Raw genomic sequence first — 14,445 nt, forward strand, 5'->3', positions numbered from 1 at the left:
GCGTCTGGCGCTTTATTTTGCCATTTGTCCGTAATTCTCGTTACCATTTTCACACTTTATCGATTATCATTTGTTTTATTTCGAAGTTTGAACTGCCTTGGACTCTATTACCCTGCTCCAGCCAGATGATTGGCATGCACATTTACGTGATGGTTTAGCATTAAAACGTACTGTACCTGATTTGGCCAAACAATTTGCTCGTGCGATCTGTATGCCAAACCTTGTTCCACCTGTAAAAACTGTGGAAGAAGCATTGGCTTACCGTGAACGTATTCTTGCACATGTTCCAGAAGGTCTTAATTTTGACCCGCGTATGGTGCTTTATTTTACTGATTTCACCTCACCAGACGAAGTTCGTAAAATTAAAGAATCTGGACATGTAAATGCTATTAAACTTTACCCAGCAGGCGCGACCACCAACTCTGATAACGGTGTAAGTGATATTCGTAAAGTTTATGCAGTCATTGAGCAACTAGAAGAGCACCAAGTTCCGTTATTACTTCATGGTGAAGTGACTCATAACCATGTTGATATTTTTGACCGTGAAAAACGCTTCCTAGATGAAGTTTTATCACCGTTATTAAAACAGTTTCCAAAACTTAAAGTGGTACTTGAGCACATCACAACAAGCGATGCTGCACACTTTGTTTTAGAACAAGATCGTAATGTCGCTGCAACAATCACGCCTCAGCATTTATTATTTAACCGTAATGATATGTTGGTGGGTGGTATTAAACCGCATTTCTATTGTTTACCAATTTTAAAGCGTCAAACTCACCAGACCACTTTGCTTGAAGTTGCAACGAGCGGTAACCCTAAATTTTTCTTGGGTACAGATAGCGCACCTCACTCGCAAAATGCAAAAGAAAATGCGTGTGGCTGTGCAGGCTGTTATAGTGCACCTAATGCAATTGAACTTTATGCTCAAGCATTTGATCAAGTGGGTAAATTAGAGCGCCTAGAAGGCTTTGCTAGCCACTTTGGTGCAGACTTCTACGGTCTACCACGTAATACTTCTACGATTACTTTGGTAAAAGAAGATAACCTCGTTCCAGAATCTTTTGATTATTTAGATGATCAAAAAATCATCCCGCTGCATGCCGGGAAAACGCTGCAATGGAGAAAAGTGTGACACAAGAAACCTCTGTCCCGGTCATTGGCCAACGTTTTCGTGGCTTCTTACCTGTTGTTGTTGACGTTGAAACGGCAGGTTTTAATGCCCAGACAGATGCATTGCTAGAAATTGCGTGCATTCCAATTGTGTATGATGCTCAGGGACAATTTGTCCCTGGTCCAGCATTTCATGCGCATATTAACCCATTTGAAGGGGCTAATCTCGACCGCCGTTCTCTAGACTTTATTGGTATTGATCCATTCAATCCAATGCGTATGGCAATGGCTGAAGATGAGCGCACCGCATTACGCCGTATCTTTAAATCGGTGAATGAAGTCCGTAAACAGCAACATTGTACCCATGCAGTGCTAGTTGGTCATAATGCGCATTTTGATCTTGGCTTTTTACAAGCAGCAATTGCACGTACAAGCACAAAAAATCAAAATCCATTCCATAGCTTTTCAGTGATGGATACGGTTACTTTAAGTGCTGTTATGTTTGGACAAACTGTACTTGCGAAAGCGTGTATTCAAGCTGGAATTGAGTTCGATGGCAAAGAAGCACACTCTGCTTTGTACGATACTCAGAAGACTGCTGAACTGTTTTGCTATATTTTGAACAAACTGTCACCTTACCTCCTTGACAGTTTGGTGGCGGCTTCTTAAGATACCGCCATCCTCAACGTCCCTATCGTCTAGAGGCCTAGGACATCGCCCTTTCACGGCGGTAACCGGGGTTCGAATCCCCGTAGGGACGCCATATTCTCTTCTTATAAAATTCCTTTCTATTTTATTTTTATATTTCTAATTTTCTGTATTTCCTAATAAAATACACTTGTACACATATATCAACAATCCAGTATTTCCTTTACATAGATTTACAATATAATAATTCTTATTTTTATACTGATATTTATTATCAACAAGGTTTTAAATGGATCTTAAGCTTCGCCTTCTCTCCCTGAGCATCGCTCAACTCTGCTGTATTTCAAGTGCTTTCGCAGAAACCAATGGTTCCTCAACGACGCTTGCTACCATTAAGATTAAAGCCCAACAAGCTGCCGACCAAGCCTATAAAGTCGATAGCTCAACTAGCGCAACACGTAGCGAAGTCGCATTAAAAGATACGCCACAATCTGTCAGCGTGGTGACTCAAAAAGTAATTGAAGATATTGGTGCGACACGTTTAATCGAAGCGCTTGATTTGGCTGGCGGCGTTACTCGTGCTAATAACTTTGGTGGCCAAGGCTTAACAGGGTTTAACCTTCGTGGTTTCACCAGCGGTGAGTTTTACCGTAATGGATTCCCGATTAACCGTGGTTATCCAAATGCGCCAGATAGCAATACTATTGAACGTGTAGACGTTTTACGTGGTCCCTCTTCTAGCTTATATGGCCGTGGTGATCCAGGTGGTACGTTTAATCTAATTTCTAAAACACCGAAGTCTGAGCAACAAACCATTTTAGGTGCCCAGCTTAGCAGTGAAGGTTTATATCGTACTACTATAGACACTACAGGCACTATTCCAAATGCAGAAAACATTGGTTATCGCCTCAATGTGATTGCAGAAGGTGGTGATAGTTACCGCGATCATGTCGAGTCCAAACGATATGGAATTGCACCAGTCATCCAATGGCAAGCTTCTGATGCAACCAAAGTTACTTTTGAAGCAGATATATTACGAAATCAGCATCCACTTGATCGTGGCCAAACACGCTATGGAGGTCAGAAATCATTTAACAGTTCACCCGAAACCTATTTATGGGAAACAGGTAAATACAACAACCGACTCTATAATGATAATGACATGACTCAATTACGAGTCGAACACGACTTTGGAAATGACTGGAAGCTTAATGCTGGTGTGCAATATTTAAATGGCAAATTGTATGGCTATGCAGTAGAAGCAAATGGCATTCAAAATGACGGCGAAACTTTAGGCCGGAATTACAACTATCGCGAATTAAAATGGCAAGATACAGACGCCCAAATTAATCTAACAGGTAATTTCCAGCTTTTAGGATTAGCACATACCTTAGTGACTGGGCTTGAATATGAAAATTATGATTATAAGTCATACATTATTCGCTCAAGCGAAGATATCGATAGCTACCTTATTAATATTTATAATCCGGTTTTAGGGCAACCACTACCTGAACTTAATACAGTTACTACACATGACCGTGAAAACTTAAAAACAACAGCCGTTTTTGTACAAGATCAAATCGAATTAAATGAACGTTTAAGTGCACTATTAGGTTTACGTTTTGAGCACTATGAACATGACTATCAGGATTTGCGCCCGAGTAAACCCAATTGGAACACTAGTCATGATGCATTTATTCCACGTTTAGGTTTAGTTTATAAAGCCAGTGATGACCTTTCACTCTATGGTAATGCTGCAAAATCTTTTAAACCAAATACTGGTGGAAGTCATAGTGGCGAAGGTTTTGATCCAGAAGAAGGTATAGCTTACGAGTTAGGATTTAAATGGTTAGCTCTCAATAATATGCTTTCAGTCGACTCAGCTATTTTCTATGCTAATAAAGAAAACGTTTTAACAAATGATCCTTTATTCTCAAATTATAAAGTGGCTGCTGGTGAAGTTCGTAGCCAAGGCATTGAGCTAAACGTTGCGGGACAAATTACTCCAGCTTGGAAAATTATTGGCGGATATGCCTATACAGATGCGGAAGTAACTAAAGACAATACTTTGCAAAAAGGAACCGCTTTAGCCAATATTCCAAAGAATAGTTTTAATCTTTTAAATATCTATGAATTTCAGGACGGTCCTTTACAAGGCTTAGGTCTAGGCATCAATCAAAAATACATTGATAAACGTGCAGGACAAACAGCTAATAGTACTTACACCATGAAAGGTTATGCAGTTACAGATTTAGTTTCTTATTATCAGGCAACACCAAAACTTCGTCTTAACTTAGATGTGAAGAATATTTTTGATAAAGTTTATGATGAAAGTGCTTTTCGTTCCTATGCTTATCCGGGTGAATCACGTACGGTTCAATTGGGTATGAGCTATATGTTCTAAAACAAATGCGCCATTTTCAATTGTTGAAATGGCGCATCTGGTTTACGCAGACTTACGTGAATTCACTTGTCCTTGAATCACCGCTTTAATATTGCCTTTGGCATAATTTAAAAACACCACTAGTGGTGAAAGTTTTGGATTTGGTTTTTTACCCTTACCAATGGTTTTAAATTGAGCGGCATACCAAATAATTTCCATAATTGCCATTTTATCGACAAAAGGTAAACCTGTTTTAATCGGCTTTACGGCATAACGCACGTCTTGCCCTGCAATTAAACGTTCTGTTAAATCAGTTTCCACAGCAAATGGACGAGCAATACCAATAAAGTCACATGTTCCACTTTCAAGTGCAGCGTTCATGCCTTCTACAGTACGAAAACCGCCTGTCACCATAAGTTTACACTTAACATGCTGGCGAATTTTTTCAGCAAAATCTAAAAAGTATGCTTCACGTGCAATCGTACTTGCTTTACGTTTGTCAGCCTTAGCTCCAGCCATTGCTGGTGCCTCATAAGTTCCACCTGAAATTTCAATTAAATCAATACCAGCTTCATCCACTGCTTTAAACACTGAAATCACGTCTTCTTCGCTAATACCACCACGCTGGAAATCAGCCGAGTTAAGCTTCACTGAAATGATAAAATTATCTGAAGTCGCTTCACGTACCGCTTTATAAACTTCTAGTAAAAAACGAGTACGATTCTCAACTGAACCGCCCCACTGATCTGTACGCTTATTGGTTAATGGCGATAAAAACTGGCTAATTAAATAACCATGTGCGCCGTGTAATTGCACCCCTTCAAAACCTGCTTTTTCACAGATTTGAGCTGATGTGGCAAAGCGTTTAATAATATCTAGAATCTCTTCATGAGTAAGTTCACGTGGTGTTCCAAACATGGTTGCTAATGCTGGACTAAAAGGTACTGCTGATGGTGCTACGGTTTCTTTATTTAAACCTTTTGGACACTGGCGACCTGGATGCGATAATTGAATCAACTGAACCATGCCATATTTTTTACCTAATGCCGCCCACTCTTTTAAGCGCTCTAGGTCACGTTCAGTTTCAATAACTACAACACCTGGTTCATTTTTTGCTCCGGCATTTACCATGACATTACCCGTAATTGCACAGCCAAGCTCACCTTTTGCCCATGCACCATATAGACCCAAATGTAAGTCATTTGGTTGGCCTTCATAATTTGCAAGCGCTTCACTCATTGCGCCTTTAATAATTCGATTTTTAAAGGTGGTATTACGAATTGTGATGGGTTGAGCAATCTGGTTCATGGTTAACCTCTTTTTTTGATTTTTAGAGCAATTACTCTAATTTAAATAAGTTATTGTGCATGTCAAGGCATAATCGATAACTGACAATAGCACATGTCAATTTTAAAGAATATAAAAATATGCAACTTTTTGCATAAAATAAAAATTTTAATTATTTTATTAAAAAACAAGTAATTAAGATCTTTATTTTAAAAAGATGCTCTAATTAACTGTCTGGTATATTCAGTCTGAGGCTTAGAAAATAGAAGTTCAGTTTCCTGATATTCAACAACTTTGGCATGACGTAATACCATCACTTTATGGCACAGTGCTTTCACTATATTGAGATCATGACTAATAAAAATATAACTTAACTGCTCGCTTTGCTGTAATTGTCGCAACAACTTGATCATGGCTTTTTGCGTGGTCCGATCTAAGGCAGAGGTAGGTTCATCCAAAATTAAAAGTTTAGGCTGAACCACTAAAGCTCTAGCTAAGGCCACACGTTGACGTTGGCCACCTGAAAGCTCATGAGGATAACGGTGTTGAAAATCTTCAGCCAATTCAACTTTTACCAATACAGATTCAACTTGCTGTTTGATCTCGTTATCAGCTACTGCTTTCACTTTCAATCCTTCAGCAATAATCTGCCCTACTGTCATACGCGGGTTTAAACTTCCAAATGGGTCTTGGAATACAAGTTGAAAATCAGATCTCATCAAACGTAGGACTTTGCGCTGTAGCTGATTCAAATCTTGCCCTAAAAAAACAATCTGCCCTTCACTTTTAATAAGTCGGACCAAAGCCATCGCCAGAGATGACTTACCCGCACCACTTTCACCAACCAACCCAAGCGATTCACCTTGAGCAAGATCAAAACTCAAATCTTCTATTGCGGTGAAATACCCTTGAATGCGATTTAAAATTCCTTTTCTTATAGGAAACTGCACGCTAAGCTGTCGAACTGATAAAACATTCTGTTGAGCGGGTCTAGACTCTACTTTTCCAAAATCATGATCTAATAATTGTGCTGTATAACTTGTTTTAGGGTTTGTAAAAATTTGGCTCAGTTCACCTTGCTCTACTACACACCCACTTTGCAATACAATAAGTTTTTCAGCATAGCGATACACTAAATTGAGGTCATGGCTAATTAAAATAAGTGCCATTCCATATTTTGCTTGCAAAGATTTTAATAGCTCTAAAATTTGTATCTGCAAAACCACATCCAACGCAGTAGTAGGTTCATCAGCAATCAAAATTTTAGGCCGAAGCGCCAATATCATCGCGATCATGACACGTTGTTTTTGTCCACCAGAGAGTTCATTTGGATAGCGTTTTAAAATTTGTTCTGGTTCAACAATTCCCACATCTTTTAGTAGCTCAACTATTTTCTTTTGGACCTCAATTTTTGAAAAACCTGATAAAAGAAGATTTTCCCCTATAATTTTTTCAACCCGATGTAACGGATTTAACGCAGTAGCAGGCTCCTGAAAAATCATAGCGATTTGTCGACCGCGTAAATTTGATTGAGCTCTTTCATCTAGCTCAAGCATATTTTGTGAATCAATCCAGACCTGACCCGTTATTTCTAATTTTTCTTGTAGCAAACCCATTATTGCTAAGCAACTCATCGATTTACCAGAACCACTTTCGCCCACAATAGCGAGTGTTTCCCCTTCGCTTAAGTAAAAATTCAGATCTTCCAATAAAACCTTTTGGTCTTTGGTTTGAACTGAAAGCTGCTCTACTTTTAATAATGCTAAAGCGGGATTTAAATTATTTTCTTGGGTCAAAAGCATCACGAGCCGCCTCCCCAATATAAATTAAAAGTGAAAGAACAATCGCCAGACTAAAAAAGCCTGAAATTGCTAGCCATGGCGCATCTAAATTATTTTTACCTTGTAGCAATAATTCACCTAAAGAGGCAGCATCTGGCGGCAGACCATAACCTAAAAAATCAAGAGCAGTTAAAGCGCTAATGTTAGTTGTTAAAATAAAAGGTAACTGAGACAAACTCGAACTGATCGCATTAGGCAAAATATGCCTAAAAATAATCGCGCGATCGGTCACTCCCAAAACTTGGGCTGCACGAACATAATCTAACTGGCGAGCTTTCAAAAATTCTGCTCTGACAATTCCCACCAAAATGGTCCAGCCAAAAAAGAGCATAATAAAAAATAGCCAATATACATTTGGAACAAACATGCTGACTAAAATCATGACCATAAAAAGCATGGGTAAGCCATTCCAGACCTCAACCAAACGTTGTCCTAATAAATCTACCCAACCGCCATAGTAACCTTGAATGGCGCCTACAGTAATTCCAAATAAAGAGGAACAAAAGGTTAAAGCTAAACCAAAAAGTAACGATACTCTTAAGCCATAAAGAATGCGGGCAAAAACATCCCTTCCTTGATCATCTGTTCCCAACCAGTTTTGCTTGGAAGGCGGTGACGGCACAGGAACTGCCAAATCTAAATTGGGCGTTTGATATGAAAGCTGAATGAGGGGCCAAACTGCCCATCCTTTAGCCTCAATAAGCGATTGTACGGCGGGGTCTTTATAATCAGCTTCTGTTTCAAACACTCCACCAAACGTCGTTTCCGGATATGTTTTAAACACTGGCAAATAGTAAGAATCTTCATACTTCACTAACAATGGTTTATCGTTAGCAATCAACTCCGCGGCTAATGACAAAAGCAAAATTAGACTAAATAAAATAAAGCTGGCCCAGCCCAATTTATGCTGTCTAAAACGCTGTAATCGTGTCCGCACAATCAAGGACATTATTTGCCTCCTTGTGCATCAAAGTGAATTCGGGGATCAATCCACTGGTACAACACATCACATATGAGACGTAAAATTAGGCTAAATAAAGTAAAGAAAAATAAAACCCCAAAAATAACTGGATAGTCACGCTGGACAATTGCTTCAAAGCCCAACAAGCCCACCCCATCTAAATGAAAAATAATTTCTACAAACAGATTACCCACAAAGAAAATACCCGCTAACACTTCTGGCAAGCCTGCGAGCACAACTAAAATAGCATTACGAAATACATGTTTATATAAAACTTGTTGGCTGTTTAAACCTTTTGCATAGGCTGACAAAACGTAGGGTTTATTGAGTTCTTCTAAAAATGAGTATTTAGTTAAATAAGTTAAACTGGCAAAACCGCCTAATACCATGGTAATCAGTGGCAAACTCATATGCCATAAATAATCGGTAACTTTGCCCCAAAGACTAAGTTGATGGAAGTTATCTGATACTAAATTTTGTAAGGGAAACCATTGAAAATAAGAGCCACCCGCAAAAAAAACAACTAATAAAATGGCAAATACAAAACTTGGTACAGCATATCCCACCACAAGAACTAACGAAGTGGACCGATCAAACCACGAACCTTGTTGTCTTGCCTTTTTAATTCCCAGTGGAATAGAAATGAGATAAATGAGTAATGTACTCACCAGCCCAAGTGAAATGGAAACAGGCATTTTTTCCCACAACAATTGCACGACTGGTTTATCTTTAAAGAAACTTTGTCCAAAATCTAAAGTTAAATAGCCTTTTAACATTAGAAAAAAACGTTCAGGGGCAGAACGATCAAAGCCGTACTGAGCCTTAATTTGCTCAACCATTTCAGGGCTTAAACCTTGAGCACCTTGATAATAAGTTTCTGCACTTAATGCACGTCCAATTCCCAAATCGCTTTGTGCCTGATGTATTGCTTGCTCAACTGGCCCACCCGGTGCAATTTGCACAACCACAAAGTTAATCAATAAAATGACAAACAATGTGGGAATCATTAAAAGAAGTCGCTTGAGAATATATGAACCCATATAACAGGATTTCCTTTATGGCAGGTGCTTTTTATTGTTGATGTAAATATTTGGCAACTGTTTTGGCTTTGTTTACATCACTCCACCAATATTCTATCCCAGAAGAAAGTGCTGGTTTAACTTTAGGTTGTTGATACATATTCCAATAAGCATACCAGTTTTCACCTTTACCATAGGTCGGAATTTGATAATAACCAGCTCTAAGCAATCGATCGAGAATGCGAGTATAAATAATCTGTTGTTCACGGCTTTTACTTGCAACGAGTTTTGAAATCACTTGATCAATTACGGGGTTGCGAATCCCTGCATAATTATAATTTCCATCTTGCGCTGCGGCGATACTCCCCCAAAACTGAGTTTGTTCATTGCCCGGGTTGAGAGATTGCGGCAGATTCATTGTGGTCATATCAAAATCATAACGACGAGTCCTTTCTAAATATTGCGGAGCATCGATCTGACGCAAATTAACTGCAATACCTAACTTTTTTAGGTTACGAATAAAAGGTAAAAGTGTTCGTTGTTTACCATCTTGCTGAATTAAGAACTCAAGCTGAACTTTTTTGCCTTCTGGCGTAAATAATCGCCCTTCTTTAACTTTATAACCCGCCTGTATGAGTAATTGCCGTGCAGTTAACAAGTTCTGACGGTTGAACCCACTTGCATCCGACACTGGATATTTCCAGTCGGCTAAAACACCTTGTTGCATGAGTGGAGATAACTTAGGTAATAACGGTTTTAACAACTCTAATTCAGTTTTTGAAGGTCGACCTGTTGCTGCTAATTCACTATTTTCAAAATAACTTTGTAGGCGCTGATATTGGCCATAAAACAAAGCTTTATTCTGCCATTCAAAGTCATAGGCATAGGTTAAAGCTTGTCTAAAACGAATATCATTTAAAGGTTTTCGTCGCGTATTAAAAACATAGCTTTCAGTGGCGATAGGATTATGGTGACGAAACTTATATTGAGAAACCAACCCTGCTTTTACAGCTGGAAAACGATAATCTGTTACCCATTTTTTAGGATTAGTTTCTTCATGCAAAGTGTATTGCCCAGATTTAAATCCTTCAAAAGCAATATCCCAATTTCGATAATAAACATATCTCAAGCGGTCAAAATTATAACGTCCCTTATTAATAGGTAAATCTTTTGCCCAATAATTCGGGTTTCGTTTATAACTAATGCTTCTACCCGGATCGATTCGTTCAACTACATACGGTCCCGAACCAATAATCGGTTGTAGGGTAATTCGGCTAAAATCTCTTTTTTGCCAATCTGCTTTTGAATAAATCGGTAAGGTTGCCAAAATGAATGGCATTTTAGGATTATGTGTAGACTTAAAACTAAACTTTACTTGATGAGTATTTATTACTTCTGTTTTAGCCAAATCGGCAAGGTACATTTGCAAACCTAAATTAGACTTAGTCTGATAGGCATCAAAACTAAATTTAACATCCGTCGCAGTGACTGGCTGTCCATTACTAAAACGCGCTTTAGGGTTTAAATAGAAAGTAACAGACTGCGTTTTTTCTGGGTCATAACTCACTTTTTCTGCCAAAAGAGGATATAAAACTCCAACCTCATCTAACGACTGCGTCATTAAGGTATCAAAAAGATAATTAACGCCCTCAGTAGCATTCCCCTTACCATTCATACTATTGAGGTTATCAAAAGTTCCTTGAGCGGCCTGACTTAACAGGCCACCTTTAGGGGCATTCGGGTTTGCATATGGCATAGCCATCATTCCTAAATATTTAGGTTTGGAATGAATCGCTATATATGAAGTGGTTTGCTGTGCAGAAAAAACTGTATGTGAAACGACACTGAGCCCGACTAGCAGGCTCAGTTGAAAAGATGATTTATGCATAAATTGCTAATTATTTTATAAATTAGGCACTTTAATCACATCACCAATGCGAAGCTGAGTAGAAGGTGTTAAATTATTTAGCTCAGCCAAAAAATTGGTTTCTAAACCATATTTGCTAGCAAGGCCAATTAATGTATCACCACGCTTCACTTTGTATTCCACAACAGTTTTTGGAATTACAATATTTTGGCCGCGCTGTAAATTAGCACTCGCTTTTAATGCATTCATTTCAGCAAGTTCACGCACTGAAATGCCTGCACGGCTCGCAATACTATTTAATGACTCACCAGATTTCACAGTATATCTTTCAGTGTTTTTACCAGCCGCAACTGTTTTAGTTGAAGACTTAGTATCTACTTTAGCTGTTTCTACTGTAGGTACATCACCTGTTAGCTTTAAACGTTGCCCGACACGAACGCTACTGGTACGTGAAAGACCATTTAATGAAGCAAGGTAGTCCAGCTGTAAATGGTAGCGGTTAGCGATATTACCTAAGCTATCACCGGACTTAACCGTATAAGTTTCTGGTGTTTCTTCTTTAGTATTTTTAGAAGATTTAGTTGGCGCTTCTTCAATCGTTCCTGTTAGTTTTAAGCGTTGACCAGCACGCAAACCAGCAGTGCGAGACAAACCGTTTAGGTCAGCTAAATAGCTAGTTTGCAAATTATATTTACTCGCAATCGCATTTAAGCTATCACCAGACTGTACAACGTATTGTTCAGGAACACTTAAGCCTGCCGGTACTTTTAACGTTTGACCAAGCTGTACATGGCTATTTGCTTTTAAGTTATTTAACTCGGCTAACTCAGCTAGACTAATTTTTGATTTAGTTGCAATACTCGATAAAGTATCACCACGCTGTACTTTATAGCCTTCTGTTTTATAAGAAACACTTAACGTCGCTTTCTCAGATTTACTAGAAGTCTTAGTTTCAGCAACTTCATCTACAGTAATATCTTGTGTAGGCACATTAATTTTTTGGCCTACCAACAAATTACTGCCCGCCGTTAAACCTGGGGTTAACTCAGCAAGTTCCTGATTCGAGAGCGCATAACGATCTGCAATTAATTTCAGGTATTCACCACGCTTCACAGTATAGCTCTTAGTTGCTATACGTTTTGCACTTGCCTGAACAGCTTTTGGCTCGGCTTTAGCACTTGAGCGGCTATTCTTTGGTTCTTTTAACTGTAGTTTTTGCCCTACAAATAAGCCATCTGTCACTGATAAATCGTTATATTCAGCCAATTGTCTTACTGACAAATTAAACTGATTCGCTACACCACTTAAGCTATCGTTAGCCTGAACGATATATACATCTGGTTTAGCTGTGCTTTTTGAAGTCGTTTGAGTTTCTTGTGGCTTAGCGTCATAAAGGTAAAGCGTTGAACCAACATATAACGTCTTTTCTGGATCAATCTGGTTCCACTTAGCAACATCGCGCCAGTTTACGCCGTTTTTCATCGCAATAACGGCTAAAGTATCACCAGGTTGTACTGTATAGGTACTACGTTTGCCTTTTGGCTGCACAACCACTACATCTGTATCTGTTTTAATATAAGGTTTGTCTTTATTGCGACGACCATCTTCAGAGTTAGCAACAGTCACGTCTTCAGCTAAAGTTTTTGGATATGCAAAACCTTTACTTACTTCTTTACCTTGTTGCTCTGCAACTGACTGGCTTGTTTGAATCGCAGTTAACTTAATTTTGCCGTCATAAGGATCAACAATTTCTGTTCCTTGTGGTGCAATAGCTTTTAACTCAGCAACTACTTGGTCTTTTTCAGCCTGCGTTGGCTGTGGCTCTAAAGCTTGTTGAACTGTTTCTTTCTCACCTTCAGCTCGAACTGCCGCTAAAATCTTCTCACGCTCTGCAGCTGAGATTGGTGGCTCTGTCTTCACTTGCTTAATGTTTGCCGCTGGTGTCACAGCGACCGGAATACGTGGAGCACTCGGGACATCAGCCGAAGCTGCAAACGCGGCTAAAGCATCAGACCCGCGAGGTGTTGAAGTTTTTACCGTACTAGAGCTGCTCGTTGTTTTAGTAGGTGTTGACGGCTTAACTGGTTGAACCTGATTTGCAGGTGTTGTCTTAATTGTTACCGAAGTTGAAGCACTTGCATCTGGTTTAGATGGTGAAGTCGCATTTGCCCACCAACCTGAACCACCACCCGATTTAAGACGTTTTAATTTATTGTCAATTGAAGGGCTTAAATCTGCTGGAATCAAGATACGCATTGGACTTGCAGGGTCCACCATTTCACCACGATATCCTGGGTTTAATGCATAGAGTTCCGAACGGCTTAATCCAGCTACAGAAGCAATTTCGCTTAAAGATAAAGGTGCAGATAAAGTCACTTCACGGAAATGGGGTCTATTTGCAATTGGTGGTAAAGAAATACCGTAAGCTTTTGGGTTTTTAATAATTTGGGCAACAGCCAAGAAACGCGGAACATAGTTCATGGTTTCCTGAGGTAATTTTAAAGACCAATAATCAGTTGGTAGTCCAGCTGCCTGATTTCGGTTAATCGCCTGTTGAATACGTCCAGGACCTGCGTTATAGGCTGCTAAAGCGAGTTCCCAAGAACCGAATTGGTTATATAAGCTTCCTAAAAATTCATACGCTGCACGGGTCGACTCAACAACATCTCGACGACCATCATACGTACCTGTTTGCTTTAAACCATAAATACGACCAGTACTCGGAATAAATTGCCATAGACCTGCTGCGGCTGCACTACTTGTTGCAGCTGGGTCATATGAACTTTCAATTACAGGTAATAATGCAAGTTCTGTCGGCAATCCGCGGCGTTCAGCTTCTTTAACTGTATGATATAAATAACGACTTGCGCGGGCACTTAAACGATCAAGGTAAGGCTGACGAGAAATAAACCAACTACGCTGAGCTTCAATACGTGAATCCCAATGGTTCAGATCCATTTTGAAACCCACAGACATACGCTTCCAGACATCACCGTGCTTTAAAATAAGCAGACGGTCACCCTCTACAGCACGCATATCAGTTGCTGAAAGTAAGTCTTCCAATGAATCAAGGCTACTCGCATCTAAATAACCTGCACCACTGACCTGTTTTGATTTTGAGGTTTTTGCAGATTGCGGAGTCGATGAACAGCCTGTTGTAATACCCAACGCAGCTAACGCAGAGCTAAGTACGGTAATTTTGAACAATGATGCTGCAGATGGCTGCCACACAAATGTGGTTGGTTTATACATAAAAACTTCCAAACAACTCGCGTAATATTTTTTTGGGGTCTGCCCACAAACCCTGGGTCTTCGATGCCATTGTAGTA

9 protein-coding genes and 1 tRNA gene are annotated in these 14,445 nt (G+C 39.4%); 4 read left to right on the forward strand and 6 right to left on the reverse strand.

Annotated features, from left to right (window positions below; translation table 11 throughout):
- The first annotated feature begins 97 nt into the window (after positions 1 to 97).
- From pyrC to fhuA, 4 genes are all read left to right on the forward strand, one after another.
- Entirely contained in the window at positions 98 to 1,132 is a 1,035-nt protein-coding gene (gene pyrC, locus SOI76_RS13125) for a dihydroorotase (RefSeq protein ID WP_005070491.1), read from the forward strand.
- Positions 1,117 to 1,779 (forward strand): ribonuclease T, encoded by a 663-nt coding sequence (gene rnt / locus SOI76_RS13130; RefSeq protein ID WP_032054854.1) that lies wholly within the window; start codon positions 1,117 to 1,119, stop codon positions 1,777 to 1,779. Before pyrC ends, rnt begins: the two co-directional genes overlap by 16 nt.
- Positions 1,780 to 1,797: 18 nt before the next feature.
- A tRNA-Glu gene (locus SOI76_RS13135) sits at positions 1,798 to 1,873 on the forward strand.
- Positions 1,874 to 2,047: 174 nt separating this feature from the next.
- A complete protein-coding gene (fhuA, locus tag SOI76_RS13140; RefSeq protein ID WP_104079375.1) occupies positions 2,048 to 4,162 on the forward strand; it encodes a TonB-dependent siderophore receptor in 2,115 nt (704 codons plus the stop codon).
- Positions 4,163 to 4,204: 42 nt separating this feature from the next.
- Here fhuA and noxB read toward each other — a convergent pair whose 3' ends face one another.
- The 6 genes from noxB to mltD all read right to left on the reverse strand — a co-directional run bounded on the left by noxB (position 4,205) and on the right by mltD (position 14,368).
- Positions 4,205 to 5,449: an NADH:flavin oxidoreductase/NADH oxidase family protein gene (gene noxB / locus SOI76_RS13145; RefSeq protein ID WP_104079374.1), complete on the reverse strand. Its 1,245-nt coding sequence runs from the start codon at positions 5,447 to 5,449 to the stop codon at positions 4,205 to 4,207.
- A 188-nt stretch (positions 5,450 to 5,637) separates the two neighbouring features.
- Positions 5,638 to 7,233 carry an ABC transporter ATP-binding protein gene (gene yejF, locus SOI76_RS13150; RefSeq protein WP_104079373.1) on the reverse strand — a complete coding sequence of 532 codons (1,596 nt, stop codon included), beginning with the start codon at positions 7,231 to 7,233 and terminating at the stop codon, positions 5,638 to 5,640.
- Positions 7,208 to 8,218 carry an ABC transporter permease gene (gene yejE, locus SOI76_RS13155; protein WP_104079372.1) on the reverse strand — a complete coding sequence of 337 codons (1,011 nt, stop codon included), beginning with the start codon at positions 8,216 to 8,218 and terminating at the stop codon, positions 7,208 to 7,210. The genes yejF and yejE overlap by 26 nt, the downstream gene beginning before the upstream one ends.
- Positions 8,218 to 9,270, reverse strand: coding sequence for a microcin C ABC transporter permease YejB (yejB, locus tag SOI76_RS13160; protein ID WP_205668394.1), 1,053 nt, complete (start codon positions 9,268 to 9,270; stop codon positions 8,218 to 8,220). The genes yejE and yejB overlap by 1 nt, the downstream gene beginning before the upstream one ends.
- A 31-nt stretch (positions 9,271 to 9,301) precedes the next feature.
- Positions 9,302 to 11,137, reverse strand: a complete 1,836-nt coding sequence (locus tag SOI76_RS13165; RefSeq protein WP_205668393.1) for an extracellular solute-binding protein — start codon at positions 11,135 to 11,137, stop codon at positions 9,302 to 9,304.
- Positions 11,138 to 11,152: 15 nt separating this feature from the next.
- Positions 11,153 to 14,368 (reverse strand): LysM peptidoglycan-binding domain-containing protein, encoded by a 3,216-nt coding sequence (gene mltD, locus SOI76_RS13170; RefSeq protein ID WP_104079371.1) that lies wholly within the window; start codon positions 14,366 to 14,368, stop codon positions 11,153 to 11,155.
- Positions 14,369 to 14,445 lie beyond the last annotated feature (77 nt).

The organism is Acinetobacter pittii (genome assembly GCF_034064985.1).
In the GTDB taxonomy this organism is placed as follows: domain Bacteria; phylum Pseudomonadota; class Gammaproteobacteria; order Pseudomonadales; family Moraxellaceae; genus Acinetobacter; species Acinetobacter pittii_H.